The following is a 22,618-nucleotide window of genomic DNA, read 5'->3' on the forward strand; positions in this document are numbered from 1 at the left end:
GATGCAGCCTTCCAAAGCGCGCTGGCCGAAGAAGGTTTCGAGGCCTTCCTCGACAAGGACTGACGCACCAGCCCCGCTCCGATAGCTCTCAATCCGCGGCCTCTATCGGATGCGTACCTTTATTCGATGTCCGCAGCCAAATGGGACACACCAACCGTTGCGCCGGTTTCGCCCTCACAAGTTAGGAGCGGACGGTTAGTTCGCTCGTTTACAACGCACATCTGACGTAGCGGCAGTCGATGTAGTCGTGTCGGGTCCGCGGGGGTATCGTTCTGACGTCACGGTTGAAGCATCGCAGGATACGAATGGCCGTAGTGTCCTGCTCTTCGGGGGGGGAACGGCCGTGAAGACCCAGAATGCCCTGCCAATATTCGGATTTGGCAGCATTTTAGTTACCGTGCGCAGAACAACCTTTCCGCACACTATCTTTACCATGACAGGCGTGGTTTCCCCCCTGCCCCGCCGGCCACTACCGCCAGCTACTCTCCTGCCGCGAGGAGTTTCGCCTTCGGTATCCTTTGCGGACCGGCTAGAGGCCGTGAGGTGACATTTACCGCTGACAAAGAGTGTCACTAGCACTGATCTCTACAACTGGGACCGCTAGCGAAACCGCGCCGCCTTCTCAGACGAGACCTCGTTTCGGGTACGGCTGCAACCGTCGTCTTAAAGACGGAAGGGTAAAAAAGCGCTCGCATCAAGCAAAACAGACAAGCGCGAGCTACATGCTTATCCTGCGCCAAAGCCGATGTCGCTCTGGCTTGGAGCTTTTCGACAGCCGTTGCCGCCCGAGTGTGGCGCCCCGTCTAGGCTCAGTCACGCGCAAAAAACGAAGCGGCGCTCGAAAGACGCCGCTTCGTTAGGCTGATAAGTCAGATAGGCGTCGACACCGGTTCGGCCGCGAACGGTACACCGCCTGGCCCCGCCGCGAAGTTGAGCGGAGATACTGAGGGTTCCTGGTTTACCCCCGGACGGCTCCAATCGCACACGCCACCTGCAAACACAGCGCGCAAGCGGCTTTGTTGCGCCGTCGTAAACGTGACGGTGCCATAGTCGGCAAAGTTGAGCGCCTTAAGCTGACATTTGAGAATGTCTTCGGTCCGTGGACCCCCGGCAACCTGGCGAGGTGAACTGCGGATCACCAGCGGCGGGTCGCTATCGCAGAGGGCGAAGTCGCGCACTTGGGTGGAATAGCTCGTGTCCGTGCTCAGATAGCAGAAGTCGAAGGCCGTGGCGGGCTTGGCCGCCAGGATCTGTGCCTGATTGCGCACGGCGTTGGTCGACGCCTTCGGGGCCTGCGTATTGAGCGCATCCAGCCAAGTGTCCATCGCGACGAGCGACCGGGACGCGAGCGAGATGCCCCCGTTGCTGCGCCAGATCACCTGGTTGCCGAAATTGCCGCTATTATCACGCGCCAACCGGTCTCGTTGCGAGAAGCTGCGCCAGTTGTAGTGGATGCCTTGCTCGTCCGGCGTACGCTGATCGATGATCGGCACCCGCGACACCTGCGTGCCACTGACCAGGATACCCGCACGATAGGCGATGCGCAGGCCCTCTGCATCCGCCGTGGAGCGCTGTGGGATCAGGTTCGAATCCGCATCGCTGCCGCCGACTCCTTCGTTGAGGGTCACGAACTCTTCCGCGGTGATCGCGCCCGATTGCAACGCCTTCAGCCCATATTGGACGCCGACATTGTCGTTGGTCTGATTGGCCCGGTTGGTGCCGGGTGCCGTGCCCCAGACGGCGATCGCCGCATCGGGATCGCTGCAACGGATGCCGCCGGGATTGCTGGCCGGGTCATAGACCTGAGCAGCCGGCAGCCGGCAATTGTTGGTTATCGTCGGCGAGGTGAACAGCACGCCTGCTGCGTTGGCGACTAGCACGGCCTGGTAATTCCCCGGCTTGTTCGCGGTACCGAAGGCGTTGGACCAGCTATGGCAGCCGAGTTGGTCGAGATGGCCGTTGATGGCCGCCTTCTTGGCGTTGATATGCGCCTGGGTCAGCCCCTGCTGCCGCATCAAGCCGGTCCAGGCAGGGCCGGCGTAAAAGTTGACGAGCTGAACGCAGTCGCTGACTTCGATCGCGGTGGTGACCGAATCTGCGAAATCCAGTTGGATCTGCAGGCCGTCGAGCAGGCCGGGCGCTATCGATGCGACCGTATTCTGGTTGATGGCGCCGCCCGAGGCGCCATTGCCGATATAGCCGCGCAACTCTCCATATTGCTCGATGATGTGCTCCTTCATCTTCATCACCGTTTCAGCGACGAGCACACGGTTCGAATTGTTGGCACTGTCCGTCAGGCTGTTGACCGCTACCATGTAGCCGCGAGACAGCGCGGTATCGTCGACCCATGAACTGTTGGGCCGTGCCTGAAACCGGGGCTGGCCCGTGCTGCCGCCGAAATTGTGGACGACCTTGCCGGCCCATTGCGGTTGCGGGCTTTCGAACGTCCACGGTCGATTGGGGTCGAACAGCACGGCAAGGTCGTAGATGCCGCGGTTGATCACCCCGCGCTCTACCCGTACGATGTAGGGTACGGCCGCCGTCGCGCCGATCGGCGTCGTGGTCGCGATAAGCGCGGCCTGGGTTGTGCCGGTGACATAGGGCTGAAAACAGCTGTTGGCGGGGGTCGTCGGATTCGGGTTTGCCGCGGTCGGCGACGGATCGGGGAGCACGAACGCGCAACCGCCTGTGCCGGCGGCTGTCAACGTACGATAATAGAGCTTGGTTTCGGTGCGCGTCGTGCACTGCGTATCGGTCGGGGCCGTGGACAACCCGCTAGCGTTGGTGACCGTTGCGGTTCCCGGCTGCGGCGTCGCGCATATGTACGGGTTGATGTGCGAACTGAGCAACACCGGCGCGTTGATACCGGCGTTGGTCAAGGTCAGTCGCGCGCCGGCAAAGCTGTTGTTGGTTGCCGTCACCTCGATTACATTTGCACCTGCTGCGAGCCCCGAAACCAGGCCCGTAATGCGACCGTTCGAACGGAGCGCGAAGTTCGAAGACTGATCGCGTCCGCCGACGGCGACCCGCAGATTGGCCGGCACGGCGCCCGTCGGCAGCACGACCTCGACCAACGCGTCTCCGTCGGTCACCATGTCGGCCCGCCCGGACAGAATTTTGATGCTGGTGCCGCTCAGCGGCGGCACGGCGGTGGGCGAGTTCTCGTCATCGCCGCAACCAGATAACAGCCCGGTTGCCGCGACAAGCAGCACGAGGCGCGCGCCTCTTCCCCGTCTCATCATTATCCTCTCCTGTCGCGATGATACCCATCGCAGGCCCGACGATTAGTCACCGGATATTGGGAGCTTAAGCGGATGTCCGACGCAGTCAACGCGATCGATTGCAGCGGGCAGCAGGGATAGATCCAAAAGCGAGAGCATCGCCGGCCCTTCCCGTGGCGAATGACGACGACTGCATAAGGCGCATTACCTAACGCTGGTACAGCAGCCTGATACAGTGTGACTAAATCGGCCGGTCAAAAACCTATTGCGTTGACCTAATAGACAACCCCTCCGCTAAGGGTAATTACTAACGGCCCAATCCGTAGATCCGCGCGGTTTAGGCTCAGATGTTCTTGGCTCAGCTCAAGCACAGGCATTAAAGCATTTTTTCCACGGTTGGCAGGATTGCAGCGACTACCGCTGCGATAGCCTTCGCGTTGGGATGCACTCGATCCGCCAACACCATATCGGCGTGTCCCAGCACCCCAGGCGGAAAGAACGGCCAAATGGTCGCCCCCTGTTCGGCAGCCAGCGCCGTGTGAATGTCCAAATACGCAGCAGCCCGGTCACGTATGAACACTGGAGGATCGACGGTCGTCAGCAACACGGGAATGCCACAGCTGCCCAAGTTCAGCAGGATCTGCTCGAGCTGTGCTCGAGTACGCGCCACCGGAACCTGCCGCAGAACATCGTTGGGTCCCACCTGAACGATTGCGAGTACGGGTCGCTGGTCGAGGGCGGATAGCAAACGAGGCAAACGCCGCAGGACGTCGACGGTCGTATCGCCCGATACCCCGGCGTTCACCACGCGAGCGTAAGGAGATGTCTTTTGCAGCGAGGCCTGCAATTGTGCTGGAAAACTATCGGCGGCCTGCAGGCCGTAACCGGCGATCAGGCTGTCGCCTATTGCCAGGATCAGAGGCTGGTCGATTGTCATGCGCTGCCGCGAGATAGTTTCGTTTGGATGCAATGTAAGGCGTCCAGTCACTATCGTGCCGAACCTTTACCGCTGGTGCTCGTTTATCCGCGATGACATACAACCGGACGGCGCGGCGCTCATGAGCGTCTTCTTCACGGCCGACACGCACTTTAGCGACCACCGCACGATCAATATTTCTCGACGTCCCTTTGCCAACACGACCGAAATGAATGAGGCGCTGGTCGAGCGATGGAACGCCGTCGTTGGCGCGGATGACGTGGTGTGGCACCTAGGCGACGTCGCCCGTCGCCCGACGGATGTAGCCGAACTGCTTTCCCGGCTGAACGGCGCCAAGCACCTGCTCCGTGGCAATAACGATCCTGATGCGACGCTGGCGGCCGACGGCTGGACTAGCGTCGGGAACTATGCGGAAATCGAGATGGACGGCCGATTGCTTGTTCTGTGCCACTACCCGTTCCGAAGCTGGAATGGGCAACACCGCGGTTCGCTGAACCTGCATGGGCACAGTCACGGAAGGCTGAAACCGATGCCGCGCCAGTTCGACGTTGGCGTCGATGGCCACGACTTCACACCAGTCCTGCTCGAAAGCCTGATCGGGGCCCGTGGATACCCACTCGTTGGGCAAGCTACCGCTCCGGGAAACTGACCCAGACCCGACATTCACGCCGCTGCCTTCGCTTCTCATAACCGATCGATCGTTCCTGTTTCTAACTCGGTTGGCTTCGGTCACGGCCATCAAATGAGCCTCCGCGGAACGCCCTGTCGGGAACTGCGAGCGATGCTCGGGATGTGAAGTTCCACCCTACACGCTGGCGCTAGTAAGAGTGCCGCGGCGGGGCACGTTGCCGGCGTGTCACCGATCCGTCCCCGCGGCGTCATCAAACTGTACCCGCGCCCCCATACCGGGTGGGCGAATGACCACGTCCGACCTTACGACGGCCGATGCCGGGGCACGTCGCCTATGGGCAGGCTGGTCGCGGTTGCGCGCGCAGGTCGAGCGGATGACGCGGCGCACGGATGGCGAGGACCTGCTCCACGATGCCTATGTCAGCATGGCGGGGCTGGCGAACGCGCCGCGCAACGACGAGGCGTTCCTGGTCCACGCCGCGGTCAACCGGGGGCGCGATGCGTTTCGCCGGGAGGCGGTGCGCGGGTCTTGTGAGCCGGTCGAGGCGATCGACTGGCTGCGCGATCCCGCACCGATCCAGGACGAGGTGATGATCGCCAAGGCGCGGCTGGCGCGGGTCCGCGAGGGTATCGACCGGCTGCCCCCCAGGACCCGCGAGATATTCCTGATGCAGCGGATCGACGGGTATAAATACCGCGAGATTGCCGAGCGGCTGGACATAAGCCAGGGCGCGGTCGAGAAGCACATGGCCAAGGCGATGACGTTCTTGGCCGATTGGACGGAGGGTTGGTAAGTTTCGCGATGCCCGGCCGCCGTCCCTCGAACAGCTTCGATACGAACCGGGCAGCCAGCAACCAAACCGCGGCCGACTGGATCGCGCGGCTCAATGCCGACGACGCGACGCCGAGCGATGCGGCAGATTTCCGGCGCTGGCTCGCCGCGAATCCCGACCATGCCGCGCGGTTCGAGCGTGCCACCGATCTTTGGGACATGGTGCCGGGGACGGCGCCATCGCGAGCACCGGTGACGCGGCGCCGGGCGATCGCCGGGCTGGTGGCGCTGACCGCGGCGACGGCGGGCGGCACGTTTGCGTTCCAAGCGGCCTATGCGGCGACGCCGTACGAGACGGGTATCGGCGAACAGCGGCGGATCGGATTGCAGGACGGCTCGTCGCTGCTGCTCGATGCGGCAACCCGCGTGCGCGTGATCGCAACCCCCGAGCGGCGGCGGCTCTCGCTGGCGCGCGGTCGGATCGACCTGACCGTGGCGCCGCTGACGACCCCGTTCACGATCGACGCGGGGGCCGGGAACATGACCGCGGCGGCCGGACGGTTCGACCTGCGCCGCGACCGCGACGACCGGGTGGCGGTGACCGCGATCGAGGGCAGCGCGGCGGTGGCGACGACCGGCGCAGCGCGACGGCTGACCGGTGGCGAGCGCCTGCGCGCGGGTCGGATCGACCGCCCCGACCTCGCCGCGACGCAGGCCTGGACCAGCGGGCGTGCGGCGTTCCACGACGATACGCTGGCGACGGTCGCCGAGGAGGCGAACCGCTACAGCACGACCCGGCTGGTGATCGCCGACCCGGCGGTCGCCGGAATGCGCGTCAGCGGGATGTACCGGATGGGCGACAATGTTGCGCTGGGCCGGTCGCTCGCGGCGCTGCTCGCGCTGCGGGTGCGGACGATGGAAGGCGCGGTCCTGCTCGGCGGATAAATTTCGCCGCAATTCGCAGTGGGGGGGGTGGGGTAGATCAATCCTCGCCCGTCGAGGAGGTGCGGCATCATCGCCGCCTTCCTTGGGGGGATGAACACCGTGATCACCAATCGCCGGCGCCTGCGCCGATCGTTCGTGCTGGGCGCCGCCTGCGCCGCGCTGTCGACCGCCTTTCTCGCCACCGCCGCCAGCGCACAGACGCGCGTAACCGTGCATCTCGCCGCGCAGCCGCTCGGCAAGGCGCTCGAAGCGCTTGCCCGCCAGAGCGGCACCGACATCCTGTTCACGCCCGCCGCCGTTGCCGGGATGACCGCCCCCGCGCTCAACGGCAGGCTGCGGTCGAACGCCTGATTGCAGGCACACCGCTCACCGTACGTCGCGAGGCCAATGGCGCGCTGCTTGTCTCGGGTGCGGTCGTCAGCGCTTCGCCGCAGACGGTGGCGACCGACGCCTCACAGGGCGACGCCGCCGAGATCGTCGTCACCGGCTATGCCAGCAGCCTGACCACCGCGCTCGCGCAGAAGCGGCAGGCGACCAACGTCATCGACGTCGTCAAGGCCGAGGACATCGGCAAGTTCCCCGCGCAGAACATCGCCGAGGCGCTCCAGCGCGTCCCCGGCGTGTCGATCGTCCGCGATCGCGGCGAAGGCGTGTTCGTCCGCATCCGCGGGCTGGGCGCGAACTTCCAGGTCGTCACGCTCAACGATCGCTCGGTCGCGGTGAACGAGAACGTCCGCGACAGCGGCCAGAGCGGCCGCCAGTTCCGCTTCGACACGCTGCCGTCCGAACTGATGTCCGCGGTCGAGGTGATCAAGAGCCCGCGCGCGAGCCTCGACGAAGGCGGCATCGGCGGCACGATCAACCTGCGCACCTTCCGCCCGCTCGACCTGAAGAAGCCGGTGCTGTCGCTGTCCGCCACTGCCAGTTCGCCGCGGCTTGCCGATACGGTCGACCCGCGCCTGTCCGGCATGGCGAGCTGGGCGAGCCCCGACGGCAAGATCGGCGCGCTGATCGCCGCCGTCTATGACGAGCGCACCACCCGCCAGGACCGCATCACCGGTGTCGGCTGGGCGGACGGCAAGATCGATACCGACGGCAACGGCTCGCTCGACAGTGAGACGATCCTGATCCCCACCGCGATCCGCCCGACTCTGGAACGCGAGAAGCGCGATCGGATCGGCCTCAACGGCGCGGTGCAGTGGAAGCCGGACGACCGGTTCGAGCTGAACGTCGACGGGCTGTGGAGCCGCTTGAACGTCGCCTATGACGAGCTGACCTATTCGGCGGCGGATGGCGCCGGCCTGCCGCGCGGGATCGTACCGGGCAGCGCAGTGATCGAGAACGGCGTGCTGACCGGCGCGACGACGACCGCCTCGACGACGCAGATCGGTCGCGAGACGTCCGTGCTCCAGTACAAGAACTGGCTGTTCGGCACGAACGCACGGTGGCAGGCGGATGGCTGGACGATCGCAGCGGATGGCAGCATCGGCCAGGCCTATTCTAACACGCCGGAGCCGATCTATCGCACCCGCCTGCTCGGGACGGTCGGCGCGACGACGTTCGACTTTGGGAAGGCGGGCGACCGGCTGCCCAACGTCACGCTGCTGAACGCCGACTTGTCGAACCCAGCGCTGCTGCCGGGACGGCGGATCGAATACCGCGTCAACGATTCGAAGGACCGCGAGCGCGCGGCCAAGCTCGACGTGACGCGCGACCTGAGCGGCGTCTTCAGCGCGCTGCACGTCGGTGCAAAATACCAGAAGCGGACGCGCGCCTATAATCGCCGCGATATCAACTTCACGAGCGGCATCGCGGGCAAGTATTTCGACGCGAGCTATTTCGTGCCGTTCCCGGTCGACGATTTCCTCGACGGGGCCAAGGGCGACCTGCCGACGAGCTGGGCGATGCCCGATCCCGCCAAGTTCCTCGCCGCCGCCACCGGCAAGGAGGCATTGCTCGCCGCCCCGCTCGCGCGGGGTGATCTGCGCAACAGCTATGCGATCGGCGAGGAGATCCTCGCGGGCTACGGCATGGCCGACTTCGCGTTCCCGATCGGCGGCATCGCGGTGCGCGGCGACGTCGGCGTGCGCTACGCCCGGACGCGCCAGACCTCGTCGGGCTATGCCGGCGACGGCAAGGTCGCGCTGCCGGTCAGCTACGAGAAGACCTACGACAATTTTCTCCCCTCGCTCAATCTGGTCGCCGAGTTTACCCCCAAATTGCAGATGCGCTTCGCCGCGTCGAAGGTGATCACCCGGCCGTCGCTCGCCGATCTGGCCCCGCGGCTGACGATCAATTCGAGCCCGACCGTCCTAACCGCGGTCGGCGGCAATCCCGAGCTCAAGCCGTTCGAGGCATGGCAATATGACGGCACGGTCGAATGGTATTTCGCGCCGGGCAGCGCGCTGGTCGGCGGCGTGTTCTACAAGGACATCACCACCTTCGTGTTCCAGCAGACGCGCGACTTCGTCCTCGACGGCCAGACCTATCGCCTGACCGCACCCAAGAACGGCGGCGATGCCTATGTCGCAGGGATCGAGATAGCCTATCAGCAGCTCTTCAAGATGCTGCCGGCACCGTTCGATGGCTTGGGCGCGCAGGCGAACTACACGCATACCGCGACCGGGGGCACCTATGCGCTGGCGACCGGCGGCACGTTCCGCGACGCGCTGGTCGACGTCGCCAAGGACAGCTTCAACCTGACCGCGTTCTACGAAAAGGACCGCGTCGGCGCGCGCGTCAGCTACAGTTGGCGCGGCAACGTGCTGCGGGATGTCGGTGGGGCCGGGCTTGCCGCCAACAACGACAGCGCGTTCGGCAGCCTCGATTTCGACATGTCGTACAAGGTCACGCCGAACGTCACCTTCGTCGTGCAGGGGATGAACGTCGCGGGCGGCGTCCAGTGGCAATATGTCCGCGACAACCAGTTCGCGGGCTACACCGATTACGGGCGGACGTTCACGGCCGGCGTAAGGGCGAAGTTCTGATGCGGATCGGATCGATCGCGGCTGGCTTCGCACTGGTCGTCTCGACCATGGCAGGGCCGGCTGTCGCGCAGGCCACCCCACCACCCCCGCCGCAGGACAAGCTCGAACGCGTGGTCATCGTCATGCGGCACGGTGTCCGCAGCGCGATGTCGAGCCAGGAGGAACTCGGCCAACACAGCCGCCGCGCGTGGCCGCGGTTCGCGGTGCCGCCGGGCCATCTGACCGCCAATTGCGCCGGTGACGATGTTGGATAGCTGATACCGCCAGCATTACCGATGGATGGGCTGCTCGGGGTGCGCGATTTCGCCATCTATTCCTAGGCGAACCCGCGCCCCATGCTCGTCGGTCAAGAGGATCAGCGGGCAGCGCCAGCTCGGCAATTCGCCCCTCGCGATGCGGATCGACGGCATCGGCATGGCGAACCGACGTTCCCCAGCCTGCAGGTTGACGGGATCCCGAGGGTTGGTGATGGCTTATGCCGACTGGCTCGCGTTCCGCGAATTGCGCGGAATCAATGCGGCGACGATCTGCAAGGCGCTCGTCGTGCACGGGGCCGACATCGAACACCATCAGGGCTATGACGATGTCCGACGTACAGGCAATGGAGATCTGCGCGGCGATAGTCTCACAGACTTCTCTCCGCCCCCGTTGACGGCAAAGCGTTGCGTTGTGGTTAGAAGGATACCAGCGTCCCTTTCCTTGAACGCCGCCGATTGTTCAAAGTACTCCTACTGCCGCGTGGGCCCGGACGAGCGTGGCCACGGCCAAGGACATACCGATTACCAGCGCCCGTACGCGCGCGCTCGAACATCAAAAAGCGCGAGGTCGATAGCGACGCCAGACGAAAAAGTACGGCTGTGCCAGCGGCAAAGTCATTGGTGTCGCAGCGCACGTCTTCTGTAAATCGCATCGCGACAAACGGTGAAATTGGGAGGGATGCAAACGCTCCCCATACCGGCAAACGCCAGTTTCCCGATTTATCCGCGTCCCGTTGCCTGATCGCCGTCATCGAACCTTGCCCGTTGAACGCCCATGAATACGCGAGGTGCGCAAACCGCTACAACCCGGTCTAGTATAATGAGCGATCCTGGCCATCACCTTGCAGCGTTACCGCGTCATACGAACACACCTCGATAGAAACCCAACGTCAGCGCCATCGACTGCAGGAACAGTGCCGGATCGTAACGCGGGCCTTCGTCCCTTAAAAACGCATGCTGCGCGTTCATCTCGTGCCACTCGTAAGACACGCCGACCGCTTCCAGCCGCCCGCGAACTACCTCGCGGCCGGCATAAGGGACGTGGGGATCGTGGCGCCCCCAGACGAACATGACATCGGCTTTCAGTTCCGCCATGCGCGCCAAGCTATCGTCCGACCGCCCCTTCCCCAGCGTTCCGGAATGAATATCGGTAGGGTAGAAGCAGACCGCCGCCGCCACGCGTGGATCGAGCGCAGCTCGGTAGGCGAGATGACCGCCAAGGCAGACGCCGAACGTACCCAGCATGCCATTGCATGCCGGATGTTCTTCAAGCGCAGTCAAAGCAGCCCTTGCATCGGCGTCATAAGCGGCGACGGACTTGGTGAACTTGAGCGCATTGCCACGGTCCGTGCCCGCGGGATCGTAGTTCAGGACGGTGCCTGCCGGCTCGAATTCGTGATAGACCTCCGGAACGGCTACCACATAGCCGTTCCCTGCGATCATCGCCGCGAGCCGGCGTATCGGCGCCGTGACCTGGTATATCTCGGAATACAAAACTATGCCCGGAAAGCGTCCCTCGGTCGCTGGCCGAAAGAAATGCGTTCGCATCGGACCGCTACCGGGCACGGTGACGTCCTGCGTCTCGTTTTCATGCAAGATCATTTAATCATTCTCACAAGGTCCGGGGGCAAGACACCTCCGTTCCAAAGCCGTCCGGTTGCCGGAACGATTTCAGCGTGAAGCATCACAGCAGACCGGGCGCGTTGGACGGCGAAGTATGATCATCGCACTTTCTGAAACTTCAGCGTCAGGCGATCGCTTTCGCCGATACGTGCATATTTAGCGCGGTCGGCATCCTTCAAACGATACGTCGGAGGCAAAGTCCAGACGCCTTCCGGATGATCATGACTATCTAAAGCGTTGGCGTTGATATCGGACTCACCCACCAGGCGAAAGCCTGCCTGCTGCGCTAGCCGAACGATCGTAGAACGCTTGATGTAGCCGCTCGATTTCTCCTGCGCGGTATCCATTTGCTCAGGCAACCGGTGATCGACGACGCCGAATATGCCACCAGGCTTCAGCATGTCGTGGAACGCCTTGAACACGCGAACAGCCACCGCCGGATCATCCTGCATCAGCAGATTGTGAACGTTGCGAAACGTCAGCACCACGTCGGCGCGACCGGCGGGCATCGTCGATGCTCCCGTTTTGAAGTCGATCGTCTGGACCTGCGTTTCGCCATATCGAGCAGTTCCAGACGCAAGCATCGCGCGAGTCCGCTCAGCTTGAGCAGGTGGTACGAGTGCGACGTAGCTACCGCTGCGTTTGACCAGCGGTGCCAGGATTTCGGTGTACCAGCCCCCTCCGGGAATGAACTCGACGACCGTCTGGCCTGGGGTCACGCCGAAGAATGAGAGCGTCGCCGCGGGATGACGATAACGGTCCCGCGCGCGATTGGCAGCGGTCCTGTCCGGTGACGTGACCGCTGCCGCGATCTCCTTTGAAGGCTTGACGGATTGAGCAGCCACGCCGGTCGCCCCCATGACGAAGACGCAGGCTAGAGCAACAAGCGGTCGAGACATGATGAAGGCACCTTCCTATCGATTTGGACGATCATGACGCGCCGGTAGCATTTGGACAACCGCAATGAATACGATCGTTGCCACTGTCTTTATCGCTGAAGCAGCACGTTCGTTTCGGCACTCGGATAGGGCAAAACTGTTGAAACAAACCGGATGGGTTAGTGGGTTCTGACGACCCGCTGGTAGGAAATCAGCTCGCTGAGTGATCGCAATAAAGGAATTGCGGCACATGATGCAGCCGGGGCGTTGATCGTTCCGGATACCTAGGGATGATAGCTAACGACTGCCGCGGCGGCGATCATGCCGTCAGCGGCCAAAAGAGTTTGACACGACTACATTGGGCGCCGCCCGTGAGACGTCGCAACACTATTCAGTTGCAGTTGTCCGATTTGCGAACAGCTGGCGACCTACCGGCGTGTGTTCACTGGAACCTATCACGCTTGGGTTCGCCCGGAATGCTTCAGGTAGAGAGCGACGGTGCTCGGTACATCGGTGGAACGAGGTCGCTAATCGTTCCGAAGCATCAGCGGCGCTTGTGACACTTAATTGAAAGCGTGACGATCTACCCGCGAGGCCAGCATGATCCGGAGGGCGAGGTGGTTGGAAACGTGTCAGATTTGGTTATGTTTGCCCCAAACGGCAACGCCGCCCGTGAGGGCGGCGATTGTGGTTGGTTGCGGGGACGGGATTTGACCGCTGTAGAACTCGATTTCGGCTACTCGGCGGCACTATCGTAAGTCTATGACGATGACCCGAGCGACGCTACCGGAGCCTCGACTTCCACCTGTCCGATTAGGTTCTAGACCCGTGCAAGGCGTCCCATATCCCTGCAAAGACCCTGATTGTACATGAAAAGTGTTTAATCTAACGTGTTCACTCACGGTGTACCCAGATGACCCATTTCGCTGCCTGCCTTCAAAGATGCACTTTGCGGTTGGAAGCTGTTGACTATGCGCAGCGGCCGCGTTGAGATAAAAAAGAACTTAGGCCCGTGCAAACCCTCAGCATGCTCCCGCCTTGTCAAGCAGCATGACAATGTCGCGGTTTACGCGATTCAAACCGTCCACACGCTCCTTCTGCGTATCGTACGGCGGGGTAAGCGCCAGTTCAAAACCTGATCGGGTCATCTGAACACTCGCACCGAAGGTCGTCGGCACCAACCAAAGCTCGCCGTTGATCCCGCGCCAAATCGATAGGTCTCGTAACGGAAATGGATCGCAAGGACCGCTTCCCAAGCATATGTCCACGATGATGGAGGGGACCGTACTGCCACTGTCGAAAGTTCGGATCAGGACAACATCGTAGACTTGATCATGCGCCAGCACGTTGATCGCATCCCAGAATAGCGGTGGTTCGGTGCCGGTGATGGATATCACCGCCTCGCGATTTTCGACGTAAATCGTTTGCCGCGGCATTAGCGCTTCATCGTCGTAAGCGTAGCAGTCCGTTGCCTCAATCGCGTCGAGCAGGTATCCAAATAAGACTGACGCGACCGAGCGACTCTGATGATAGTTAAGTGACATAGATATTCTCGTCGTTAATTGGTCACCACCTTCTGATGGAAACAAGCCCGTCCCTTTTTTATACTAGATTCAGGCTCATCAGTCCGCCGCTACAACTAAGATCCGATCCTCCCACTTTCGCAGATTCAATTTGAATATTTAGGCTCGCACCCCAGCTTCATTGACAGTGCTTGCTTTGAAGCGAATAATATTGTCCACTGACGACAAAATCATAAACGCTGCGCAGAAGGCACGGGCACGGCAGAATCAGACGCGCTCTTTTTTATAGAAGTTTTTGTCGGCAGGGGGCTCGCAACAGTAAGTAAGCTGAGCGACAAGCGCTATTTCTTCGAGATTGGCCGCGCTGCCCGATATCCAGGCACGCGCTGCGCAATATAGGCTTCGAACCGGCTTTGTTGACCGGACTGCAACAAGCGCGCCAGGACTGGCAGCATGGCAGTCGAATCCTTCCAGAGGGCACGAAAAACGGTCCGGCACGCATCTGCTGAGCGGAACCGCCTGCTCCACAATATCTGCGGTCCATCGTCCCCGAAACGATCGACGATGTTGATGGAAAGGCCATCCTCAGAGCATGACAACAGATAGCGAATGCGCCGCACCGGTGCGTCAAACGAAAGGCTTCGCGTCGACGGCTCGCTCCACACTTCCTGTTCCGGTAGGCTGTCGTGAAGAGATCCTCTTACGACGGCGTCCAGATGCTCGGTTAACGCTTCTGGGCCATGCGCGACAGCAATCGATGCCCAGACCGGCCAGCACCCCGTGTAAATCTGCGCCCAGATCACGTCGAAATATGCTTTAAGTGCGTGCTGATCGCCAAACGCTTTCTTCCACAGGGTTTCATAGGGAAACGGACCGGTTGCACCGGGGATGCGGCGAGCAAGGGTCATGCCGGGTCCGCCAGCGATTGGCGTGAGGCAAAAGATGTACGGCATCTCGAGAAAGTCGATGTCCATGAGAAAAACTCTTTTTGATATTGATAGGATGAAGGCCGACCGCAACGTCAGCGGTGTTTGGCGCAGCGGTCGATTGGCTGGCGGCCCAACAGCCGGTCGATACGGGTACCAACACGGCGGGCGGCCCAGCGATCGAGCGCACGGGCGCTGTCAGCGACGGTGGCGTTTTCAATGCGCTTCCTCGCTGACGGACAGGCGCGCTCGATCATAGTTGTGAGTTGTAGCGACGCCCTGGCGGCCGGTTGATGCTGCCACCATTGCCCAGCGACCGCACACATCAACAACGCTGCAGCGCCGATGCGCACTATTTTGGGTAATCTGGCAATGCGGCCCCGTAGTGATGCTGGTGTGCAGGGACTTCTATTGATCTTCACGTATTTCCTCCGACGGATTATTCCCGCGGACATTTCTCCCCATCGCCTCAACGGTCCGACCTTTCAGCGCCGTTCTCACCCCGGCTCTTTGGTCAACGCTTGCGCACGACAAAGTCCAGTGGATCGCTCGGCCGCATCGCGCCACGGCACTTCACCTTGTGAAAACCGGGAAGACGTAAGCCTGAAACACGTTCTGTCAGCGTTGGCCGCCGCGTCGGGCACGAGCCATAATTCGCCGCTGCTCGCCATCCAAAGTAGAAGCGGCCCATACCAGGCATTGGCGTCGCGGTGCCATATTCCGAGAGAATAGCGCAGCGCGAGTTGCCCATCATCATCGAGGTTCGGCGAGACAATCAGCGCATCGCTGCGTGCGTCGCGCATGCCGCGTCCGACAATTTGCATGTCGCGCGGACCCGAATTTACCGACGGCACCAGCAAAAGTTCGGCTGAGGCAACGTAGAGGTAACTGCAGAACGGTGGCGACAACGCGAGCGCCCATTTGTGAAACGACCAAGGGGCAATCTCTGCGAGGCGTAGCGCACCGACTAACGCGCGGGCATGCGCTGCCCGAAGTTCGGGAGTAATAGAGTACATGTCATATCCTTGAACGGGCAAGGCGCGGATGGCTGCGTTCCGCGCCCTCGCCCTTAATTTCATCATCTGCAGCAACCACATCAGGCCCGGCACCACCAGACGCAGTCTTTTTGCTTGGCGTACTGTACCCAGACACAGCCGCTCGGGTCAGTTGTCGATTAAGTCATTGTTGGGCGGACCTGACAAACCACGAGAGCCGTTTCCGATGTGTCGCAGGGCGGACTTGGCCGGCTATGCAACCAACCCGATCTTAGCCCAGCCGGCCTACCTGGGCGAAGCACTCGGCACCGTTAGCTGCCATTGTCATTTCCACATTCGCGCGTGCAACGCCTTCCAGGCGGTCAACTGCGGTAGCAAAAGGGAGCTCGCACATTCGGCGAAGCCCGTTTGCCGTCATCTGCAGAGCATCGCCCACATCTGGCGGGACGAACGTCGCGGTCCGATCTGCGGTCAAATGGAGTCGGTAGTCTTCGAACATGTCCACATCATCGTGGCAGCCAAGCATTATATCGAAAACAAACGGCTTGTTCGACATGGCGCCGCCCATATGGATAATGATAGCATCGCGCCCGGACCGGGCGACCGTACGGTAGACCGCCGCCACGGACAGAACCACCCGGGGATCTGGAACGAGCACGAAAAGCCGTGCTGTAGGAACGGTAACCTGCGTGAGCGACAATTCACTTACGCTTTCCGGTTCGAACAAGATCGGACCCGGCAGATAGCGCAGAAAGGCAGCGAGCGCGCGGACGTGAGCATGGCAGAGATCGAGGTGAGATCCTTTCATCGTCCGCGGCTCCCGAGATAGGCAGCCCATTCAGTGGCCAATAGCGTTTTCGAGCCTGGCTTGGCGATGTCTGCAAACGCGCCGAACACGCAGCCATGCAGCGCACGAACCATCCACAGGCAGTGGATGTGAGGCTTGTTCGTACGCCCGGCGAGACCGGGTACATGGTGGATCAGCTGAACGACGAGGTTTCGCCGTTCGGCGAAGTACAATGCCGCCCATCCTCGCGCGAGTTCCCATTGCCGGTGACAGGGCATGGCGTAGTCGAACCGAAGCGTAGTCACGCCTAGCAGGTCGACCTGCCCCGGGATCAGTTGCCCCTCGTACGACGGAACAAGCGTTGCGAGGTTCGTCAGCAGATCTGGCGCAGACGGCGGTAGCAGAAGTTCGAGGTTGTGCGCATTCACCTGGTCCGCCCCGTGCAGCATCGCCCGGCGCGCGATAGCGCCGGTAACCGTGTTCGCTTTGCCTTTGTAAGCAGACTGGATAATGCCGTGGGCGATATCGACGGCGCCGATGCTAGTGGGTAGCGGATCGCGCTCCGATGCATAATCCATCACGCGTCGCCCAGGAGCCGTCGGTACGCTGCGTCAGCCCTGAGCAGCCCGGCCCCCCTTCCCTGGCTGCTCGTCCACGGATGACCAGCAACACAGACGAGCCGGTCACCTTCGACGCAAATGTGCAATTTGGTTACGGGATCGATGGGTATGAAGCACCCAGCGCCATCCGGGCCGTCGAACCATGGACGGAGCGGAGAATGCCAGACCAATCCTCGCCGCGTCTGAATACCGAGATCAAACACCACCGGAATTGTACACCGCGGCGACAGATCATGGCTCGCGAGAACGACGTCGAGCCGGTGTCGTTCAGCCTCCCGGCGCACTGATGCCGTTGGAGCATCTTCGTTGGCGCTGTAGCTGGCAAACAGGATGTTTCCGGCACGTGTGAAGCCCGCAGCCAGTCTGCTAAGGGCCACGTTGCGGCCGAGCGTGAGGATACGAAGGATATCGGTCGGGTCGCGTAAGTCGCTACCGGCCTCAACCGGCAAATAGTTCAGGGAGTTCAAGAAGGATTCCTTTGAAAGCGTTAGCTAGGTCGCTCCCCCTTCCTGATTTTCACCATTCTCAGCGGAGCAAATTCCAGCTCCAATCCTCCCGTTTTACCTAACCGTTCTATCGCGTCGGTTCTGGTCCGGCTGACCGCCCGGATGGCTGAACATTCTGGTCGGATGTCACCGTTGGACGCGATACCGCTACCCATCCCTCCCCTTCTCGCGCCGTCATATGGGCCCCGTACGTACTCGCTACTTCAAGAAGCAGATTCCATCCCAAACTGTGTCCTGCGAACGCTCTCATATCAGCGGCGATGGTGTCGGATACTGCCTGATAGCCAAGGTGACCGTCATCAATCCTGCCAACCAGTTTGCCATTTTTCGAATAGATCAAAATCGTTCGAACCTCGGCATCGAACCAATGACGATCTTCTGATGTGGCTGACGCAAACGTCGAAGACTTTTTGAAATCGGCGACAGCCTTCGTTACCCAGTCTTCGTCACGAGCAGTTGGCTGCTCCAGTGCCTTTCCGCCATGATCCCGCCCCCGTCGTAGTTTGCCTTCATCCTCCAAAGGCCCAAGCCTCAAACCGATCGCCGTGATTTTGCGCGGCCGCTGAGCAAGAGCATCACGCAAGATGTCTTCGGAAGAACGGCTCGGTAATTGTCGCGAGGGGGGCTGCTCGTGGCCAGCCGACGGCGAAGGCGTATTCTCCAAGGCATCCTTGAAGACGTCAGTTGCCGAAGTATTGGTTGTGGCTTGCGCGCGCTTGGCGCGCGCGGCTGTCTTCCCGGAGATATCAATTTGCGATAGCTCCACGGGACGGACGTCGTCAAACGATCGTTCCGTACCGTTTGACTCGACCATGCTTTTTGGCGGGACGGTAATGGTACTTGTGCTGTCAACGTCGACACTTCTTGCCGATACCCCCTCCTGCTTGGTCGCAAGCTGGATGGCTTCGCCTGGAACATACAACGGCGTCAGCGTTCGCTTTTGCGCTGGATCGCGACCCGAGGGACGATCTGCCGGCCGTCTTCAGCAGGCACGGGAGCAGTCGTATCAATCACCGACAGTTTATCGCTCCGGCTAACTGAGCTGGCCGTTTCAGTTGCCGCCGCCCTGACACTCGGCACCGACATAACGGCGGGCATTGCGGGAGCGGATTGAATGGTCCGCAGGTCCGCAGGTTCGGCGCCAACTGCCGGTGCAGAGTCGGTGACCAGGGTGGGAACCTGAACCGGTCCAGGAGCCGGATTGTGGCGATGGTATTCTTCGTCCGAGGCGGCGACACCCGCGAGATATTCAGGGTGCTGGGAGTAGAGGGCTAACATATTGGCGATCGCCTTCGGGACGTCCCCTCTGCCCTTCGCTTTCTGCGGATCCAGACTACCTACACCATGCTGCGCAATGAAGCTGTGGAGGCGATAGATTGCCAATCTCTGCGTCACATGGACCGCGCTTAAAAACGGTTTCGCACGGTTTGCGACCTCAGGATGCTTGAGCAGTTCCTGGTCGGCTGTTCCGATGCCGTCGACCCAGTGGCCAGCCCCATCCGCGATGACGTTCAGTCTTGCTTGCGGTGATTCGATCAATGCCTTGAGCGCGGTGAAGTGCGCGTGTGGGGCTGGCCGTTGCGGGTACTTCTTGATCGGCAGGATCGTGCTGGACGCCCAGTCTCGCGAGGCAGATCGCTGGGCTGTGACGTTAGCCTTTTTGATCTCATCCCGGACACCTTCACTCAGGCAATGAGACTTCGCTTCAAGGTTCTCCACGTCCTTCCTGAACGTGCCTAGACCTTCGACCCAAATGCCTATGCCTTCATCGATTTCGGCTAAATGCCCGATCGCCAGATTGTGGCGGGCGCGGATATGTTTCTCGTTAAGAATATCGTCCCTGGAGGCCTTTTTGTTCTTTATGCCGATCAGAACACCTTCGACGTTTCGCTTCAAACGCAGAGCCGCCGAGCGAGCCATTTCATCATACAGGTCCACAAGATCGAGCGCTCGCCTGGCAGCAATCGCGGCGTCGGATGCCGCTTGCAACTTGTCGGTCTCGACCGCCGCGTAGGTGAGTTCCGCTGCCTCGGTGATTACGTTTGCCACGGCCTGTCGCGACTGTTCGGCTTCGGCGTCCAATGCGCGTTGGCGGGCCTGCCAGGTCTTCATCGCGTTGGCGTAATCAACGTCGACAGAAACGCCTGCAGCCACCAAACGAGCAGCGTCGGTCCCAAGATGCTCGCTCGGTTCCTGGTCGATCCCCATATCTTCGTAGCGCCGAGGATCCAGCCGGCGGCGAGATCCGAGGCTCTCCAACTCGCGGTTACAATAGCCCGCGAACCTGGCCCTCAATACCCGGACATCTGCGGCCGCGAGCTCTCTGGGATTGTCTGTATCAGGACGCGGCACAACCGGGTCTCGAAGGATCCGAGCTATCTCTCCCGGCCTGAGTTTCACACCCACTCCAGCGGAACGGTCGAAGGACCATTTGCCATCGGCGGTCCGCTCGCATGGGCCTTCGTACCATATCGCGTGAAGATGCTCGTTGCGGCCGTCGTTGGTATGATCAGGGGTATGTACAACGATCGTGTAGCGGAACTTTAGCCGTTCGAAATCGGCCTTCAATGCCGCGACCACCGCACATTTCTGCGCGAGCCCAAACACGTCGGGGAACTCGGCGACCAGGCGGTGCTGGACCAAGCCTCCTCGTGGCTTGGCGAAGTGGACAAGGCGCTCTTTACAGTTTCGGCCAAATTTGTTTCCAAGCCTGCTGGCCCATTCCGTTTCAGCGGCGGACAAAGCGTCTAGCCTACGCGGAACCAGCTTCGGACTGGCTCCAGTCCCCTGCCGCGGTGCGCGAACGTTCACCACAACCCGGGCGTAGTTGGCGACCCGGTCAGGAGTGTTGTCGTCATCTGCCAACGCCTGCCAATCGGCCGGCGCGCCGAGACCTAGATTTAAAATATCCTGGCTTCCGTCGGTGTTCGGCTATGGTCGGTTGCAGCCTCCCAGAACGCCGCCCGCTCGTCCTGAGTGTCGCCGATATTCGTCCCCATAAGCTCTGCTCGCGTGTCCTCGTCGGGCTCCAGTCCCGCCTCGGCTACGCGCCCAAGATACCGATCGAACACGGCACTGGAGACGATCTCAACTTTCTCTTCTGCGCTGATGTAGCGTTCGTGCTCGGCGGCTCCACTGCCCGCAGCCGCTGCGGCACCGGCAGCAGCTGACGTCTTGCTGCTCGACGTCAGCGCGAAGTGAAAACTCGTCGCGCCGGACCGCGACGTCGGGCGCCCGTCTGCCGGCGCCGGCCGTCGCAAGTCGCAGGGCGCGCGCCACCGGTTCCCACCGCCCCCGCCCGACTTTTTCTTGAGATCAGACTGTCGGATACGCCTGATTTTCTTGCCCCCAAGATCCTCCAATGCCTGCCGATCGATGTACGTCCGCAAGGCACTGGTCATGTACTTGATGTGGGACGGCACCGACACGACTGCGGCCTTTCGCTGGCTTCGATCGGGAATAGTGTGACTGCCTGATCCCGCTCGCGAAAGCCCCCCCCTGAAAGATTATCATAGCTCCTTGCACTTGCCTTCCGGACGCGCAGCGGGAGGACCCCGATGCCCATTTGGGGCAGCGGCATAGCGACGGGTTTTCCACGTCGCCCGCAAGGCTACATGCCGCGGCGGCCTACGAAGCTCTGGCTAACCACCCGCCCGGCGAGTTAGCAATATTGCGCAAAACTAGAGGCCCTATCAGCCTCCTACGCACGTGCGCACACGTGCGTAGGTGCGCGGCGCGTTCCGGCGCACTCGCGTGCACGTCCAGGCGCGTGACGCGCGCTCGATACATTTTGGCATACCCCTCACCGGCAGTCCATCGAGGGTAATCCGCTTCTTGGAGCTCAATCTCGAGCGACGAAGAAGGTGATGCGATGACCGACAAACCAAGGAACCTCAATCCAGCGACCAATGCCGCAATCGCACATGTGTTGGCGTCTGTCATGGCGATTGCTGACGAAGATCCGCTCGCGATCGATCGGGTGGCCGCGCTGTTCGACAAGGATGCTCAGACGGATCATCTGGTCAGCGGCGTGCTGGGGATCCTGCCCCCTCAACTCGATGCAGAACAATGGAATGTCTGGCTGTCAGGCGGCTCTACGCCACCCGCACCGGCTACCTTGGTTGATCCAGACAAAGGGCAGCCAAAATCAGCTCGCGGCGCGCAGATTTCAGCTGCACGCCGCGATGTCGAAGCGCGCAGCATAGTATCTGATCTTGAGGAGAAGCTCGAGGCTGCCAAGTCGGCCGCGAAGGACAGCGCGACACAACTGCAAGCCGCTGATAATCAGCTTCGGGCAGTAGTCGTGTATCGGATGATCACGGAGGCTGGGCGCCTGTTCGCGGCTCCGTTTGCCATGGGCCCGATGTGGACGCTGGTGCGCGCCATCAGTGGCTATTTGCGACCGGACGCTGAATACGAGGACTCGCTGGACATGGCAGCTTTGGAGAACTTGGAAACCCATAAGGCGAACCGCAAGACGACCAGCGCCAAGATCCAGGAACTGCTGGATATGTACTGCGGAGACGTCGCGCTCGAAGTTATATTGCACCGGGTGTTGTTGAGCACGCTCGAAGCGTATCATCAGCCGGTCGCCGACGAGTTGGCGAACCGGAATTACGTGTCCCAGCGCCTCAGTGCGGTCGCAAGGCGCCCCAAACGCAACGCTGAGGACCGCAGTAACAGTGTGCGTCGTGGCGCTCCCACTTCAGATCGCGACGAGGTGCTCAGCGGACTCGATCGGACCGAGCCGGGAGCTGCTGCCGAGGACGGGAAAGATCGGGCCGGGTGAGGTTTGTCAGCGAAGGTTTGTAGGGTGTTGGCGCACGAGTTCGAGGATCGAGCTCTGCATCAGATAGTTGATCCCTCGGCTGGCTGGTTCGTCGAGTTCTCTCGCTGAAAGTCGATGGCGACCGCTCATGGTGGCCCATTCCCGATCATTGAGTGTCCGTCCTGTGCGACCCACATTCGGTCGTTCGGAGCCTGTTTTTGGATCGCCATCTCCAGACGTTCA

21 protein-coding genes are annotated in these 22,618 nt (G+C 61.5%); 7 read left to right on the forward strand and 14 right to left on the reverse strand.

What is annotated here, in order from left to right; translation table 11 throughout:
* Nucleotides 1–869: 869 nt before the first annotated feature.
* Entirely contained in the window at nucleotides 870–3,239 is a 2,370-nt protein-coding gene (locus U1708_RS15840) for a DUF6351 family protein (protein WP_332746785.1), read from the reverse strand.
* A gap of 358 nt (nucleotides 3,240–3,597) precedes the next feature.
* Nucleotides 3,598–4,158 (reverse strand): GDSL-type esterase/lipase family protein, encoded by a 561-nt coding sequence (locus U1708_RS15845; protein WP_332746786.1) that lies wholly within the window; start codon nucleotides 4,156–4,158, stop codon nucleotides 3,598–3,600.
* Nucleotides 4,159–4,279: 121 nt separating this feature from the next.
* On the opposite strand from U1708_RS15845, the gene U1708_RS15850 reads away from it, so the two are divergent.
* From U1708_RS15850 to U1708_RS15875, 6 genes are all read left to right on the forward strand, one after another.
* Complete coding sequence (locus tag U1708_RS15850) at nucleotides 4,280–4,807, forward strand: metallophosphoesterase family protein (protein ID WP_332746787.1); 528 nt, start codon at nucleotides 4,280–4,282, stop codon at nucleotides 4,805–4,807.
* Nucleotides 4,808–5,075: 268 nt separating this feature from the next.
* A complete protein-coding gene (locus U1708_RS15855) occupies nucleotides 5,076–5,582 on the forward strand; it encodes an RNA polymerase sigma factor (protein WP_332746788.1) in 507 nt (168 codons plus the stop codon).
* 8 nt (nucleotides 5,583–5,590) lie between these two features.
* On the forward strand, nucleotides 5,591–6,505 hold the full coding sequence (locus U1708_RS15860; protein WP_332746789.1) for a FecR family protein: 915 nt from the start codon (nucleotides 5,591–5,593) through the stop codon (nucleotides 6,503–6,505).
* Nucleotides 6,506–6,595: 90 nt separating this feature from the next.
* On the forward strand, nucleotides 6,596–6,856 hold the full coding sequence (locus U1708_RS15865; RefSeq protein ID WP_332746790.1) for a hypothetical protein: 261 nt from the start codon (nucleotides 6,596–6,598) through the stop codon (nucleotides 6,854–6,856).
* An 86-nt stretch (nucleotides 6,857–6,942) separates the two neighbouring features.
* Nucleotides 6,943–9,492, forward strand: coding sequence for a TonB-dependent receptor (locus U1708_RS15870; protein ID WP_332746791.1), 2,550 nt, complete (start codon nucleotides 6,943–6,945; stop codon nucleotides 9,490–9,492).
* A complete protein-coding gene (locus U1708_RS15875) occupies nucleotides 9,492–9,746 on the forward strand; it encodes a hypothetical protein (RefSeq protein ID WP_332746792.1) in 255 nt (84 codons plus the stop codon). Before U1708_RS15870 ends, U1708_RS15875 begins: the two co-directional genes overlap by 1 nt.
* Before the next feature lie 861 nt (nucleotides 9,747–10,607).
* Here the strand turns inward: U1708_RS15875 and U1708_RS15880 are convergent.
* The 12 genes from U1708_RS15880 to U1708_RS15935 all read right to left on the reverse strand — a co-directional run bounded on the left by U1708_RS15880 (nucleotide 10,608) and on the right by U1708_RS15935 (nucleotide 21,035).
* Nucleotides 10,608–11,351 carry a dienelactone hydrolase family protein gene (locus U1708_RS15880; RefSeq protein ID WP_332746793.1) on the reverse strand — a complete coding sequence of 248 codons (744 nt, stop codon included), beginning with the start codon at nucleotides 11,349–11,351 and terminating at the stop codon, nucleotides 10,608–10,610.
* Nucleotides 11,352–11,470: 119 nt separating this feature from the next.
* Nucleotides 11,471–12,271 (reverse strand): class I SAM-dependent methyltransferase, encoded by an 801-nt coding sequence (locus U1708_RS15885; protein ID WP_332746794.1) that lies wholly within the window; start codon nucleotides 12,269–12,271, stop codon nucleotides 11,471–11,473.
* Nucleotides 12,272–13,272: 1,001 nt separating this feature from the next.
* Nucleotides 13,273–13,794, reverse strand: a complete 522-nt coding sequence (locus tag U1708_RS15890; protein WP_332746795.1) for a hypothetical protein — start codon at nucleotides 13,792–13,794, stop codon at nucleotides 13,273–13,275.
* Nucleotides 13,795–14,114: 320 nt separating this feature from the next.
* Nucleotides 14,115–14,747: a hypothetical protein gene (locus tag U1708_RS15895; protein WP_332746796.1), complete on the reverse strand. Its 633-nt coding sequence runs from the start codon at nucleotides 14,745–14,747 to the stop codon at nucleotides 14,115–14,117.
* Nucleotides 14,748–14,794: 47 nt separating this feature from the next.
* A complete protein-coding gene (locus tag U1708_RS15900; protein WP_332746797.1) occupies nucleotides 14,795–14,956 on the reverse strand; it encodes a hypothetical protein in 162 nt (53 codons plus the stop codon).
* A gap of 240 nt (nucleotides 14,957–15,196) precedes the next feature.
* The gene (locus U1708_RS15905; protein WP_332746798.1) at nucleotides 15,197–15,796 is read right to left on the reverse strand and encodes a hypothetical protein; all 600 of its coding nucleotides are present in this window, start codon (nucleotides 15,794–15,796) and stop codon (nucleotides 15,197–15,199) included.
* 169 nt (nucleotides 15,797–15,965) lie between these two features.
* Nucleotides 15,966–16,502 (reverse strand): hypothetical protein, encoded by a 537-nt coding sequence (locus U1708_RS15910; RefSeq protein WP_332746799.1) that lies wholly within the window; start codon nucleotides 16,500–16,502, stop codon nucleotides 15,966–15,968.
* On the reverse strand, nucleotides 16,499–17,059 hold the full coding sequence (locus U1708_RS15915; RefSeq protein WP_332746800.1) for a hypothetical protein: 561 nt from the start codon (nucleotides 17,057–17,059) through the stop codon (nucleotides 16,499–16,501). Before U1708_RS15915 ends, U1708_RS15910 begins: the two co-directional genes overlap by 4 nt.
* Entirely contained in the window at nucleotides 17,059–17,568 is a 510-nt protein-coding gene (locus tag U1708_RS15920; protein ID WP_332746802.1) for a hypothetical protein, read from the reverse strand. The genes U1708_RS15915 and U1708_RS15920 overlap by 1 nt, the downstream gene beginning before the upstream one ends.
* A gap of 106 nt (nucleotides 17,569–17,674) precedes the next feature.
* Nucleotides 17,675–18,421: a hypothetical protein gene (locus tag U1708_RS15925; protein WP_332746804.1), complete on the reverse strand. Its 747-nt coding sequence runs from the start codon at nucleotides 18,419–18,421 to the stop codon at nucleotides 17,675–17,677.
* A 113-nt stretch (nucleotides 18,422–18,534) separates the two neighbouring features.
* On the reverse strand, nucleotides 18,535–20,250 hold the full coding sequence (locus U1708_RS15930) for a MobA/MobL family protein (protein ID WP_332746806.1): 1,716 nt from the start codon (nucleotides 20,248–20,250) through the stop codon (nucleotides 18,535–18,537).
* Nucleotides 20,251–20,507: 257 nt separating this feature from the next.
* Nucleotides 20,508–21,035 carry a hypothetical protein gene (locus U1708_RS15935; RefSeq protein WP_332746809.1) on the reverse strand — a complete coding sequence of 176 codons (528 nt, stop codon included), beginning with the start codon at nucleotides 21,033–21,035 and terminating at the stop codon, nucleotides 20,508–20,510.
* Nucleotides 21,036–21,478: 443 nt separating this feature from the next.
* Here U1708_RS15935 and U1708_RS15940 point away from each other — a divergent pair, with 443 nt between their 5' ends.
* On the forward strand, nucleotides 21,479–22,396 hold the full coding sequence (locus U1708_RS15940) for a hypothetical protein (protein ID WP_332746811.1): 918 nt from the start codon (nucleotides 21,479–21,481) through the stop codon (nucleotides 22,394–22,396).
* Nucleotides 22,397–22,618: the final 222 nt, after the last annotated feature.

The organism is Sphingomonas arabinosi, assembly GCF_036663715.1.
Classification (GTDB): Bacteria; Pseudomonadota; Alphaproteobacteria; order Sphingomonadales; family Sphingomonadaceae; genus Sphingomonas.

Excerpts from the sequence above, each read along its gene's own strand:
- U1708_RS15885 (WP_332746794.1), bottom strand. The coding sequence starts at position 12,271 with ATGTCTCGACCGCTTGTTGCTCTAGCCTGCGTCTTCGTCATGGGGGCG.
- U1708_RS15890 (WP_332746795.1), bottom strand. The coding sequence starts at position 13,794 with ATGTCACTTAACTATCATCAGAGTCGCTCGGTCGCGTCAGTCTTATTT.
- U1708_RS15855 (WP_332746788.1), top strand. The coding sequence starts at position 5,076 with ATGACCACGTCCGACCTTACGACGGCCGATGCCGGGGCACGTCGCCTA.
- U1708_RS15875 (WP_332746792.1), top strand. The coding sequence starts at position 9,492 with ATGCGGATCGGATCGATCGCGGCTGGCTTCGCACTGGTCGTCTCGACC.
- U1708_RS15925 (WP_332746804.1), bottom strand. The coding sequence starts at position 18,421 with ATGGTCGAGTCAAACGGTACGGAACGATCGTTTGACGACGTCCGTCCC.
- U1708_RS15910 (WP_332746799.1), bottom strand. The coding sequence starts at position 16,502 with ATGAAAGGATCTCACCTCGATCTCTGCCATGCTCACGTCCGCGCGCTC.
- U1708_RS15845 (WP_332746786.1), bottom strand. The coding sequence starts at position 4,158 with ATGACAATCGACCAGCCTCTGATCCTGGCAATAGGCGACAGCCTGATC.
- U1708_RS15850 (WP_332746787.1), top strand. The coding sequence starts at position 4,280 with ATGAGCGTCTTCTTCACGGCCGACACGCACTTTAGCGACCACCGCACG.
- U1708_RS15905 (WP_332746798.1), bottom strand. The coding sequence starts at position 15,796 with ATGTGGTTGCTGCAGATGATGAAATTAAGGGCGAGGGCGCGGAACGCA.
- U1708_RS15900 (WP_332746797.1), bottom strand. The coding sequence starts at position 14,956 with ATGATCGAGCGCGCCTGTCCGTCAGCGAGGAAGCGCATTGAAAACGCC.
- U1708_RS15840 (WP_332746785.1), bottom strand. The coding sequence starts at position 3,239 with ATGAGACGGGGAAGAGGCGCGCGCCTCGTGCTGCTTGTCGCGGCAACC.
- U1708_RS15860 (WP_332746789.1), top strand. The coding sequence starts at position 5,591 with ATGCCCGGCCGCCGTCCCTCGAACAGCTTCGATACGAACCGGGCAGCC.
- U1708_RS15915 (WP_332746800.1), bottom strand. The coding sequence starts at position 17,059 with ATGGATTATGCATCGGAGCGCGATCCGCTACCCACTAGCATCGGCGCC.
- U1708_RS15880 (WP_332746793.1), bottom strand. The coding sequence starts at position 11,351 with ATGATCTTGCATGAAAACGAGACGCAGGACGTCACCGTGCCCGGTAGC.
- U1708_RS15865 (WP_332746790.1), top strand. The coding sequence starts at position 6,596 with ATGAACACCGTGATCACCAATCGCCGGCGCCTGCGCCGATCGTTCGTG.
- U1708_RS15895 (WP_332746796.1), bottom strand. The coding sequence starts at position 14,747 with ATGGACATCGACTTTCTCGAGATGCCGTACATCTTTTGCCTCACGCCA.
- U1708_RS15940 (WP_332746811.1), top strand. The coding sequence starts at position 21,479 with ATGACCGACAAACCAAGGAACCTCAATCCAGCGACCAATGCCGCAATC.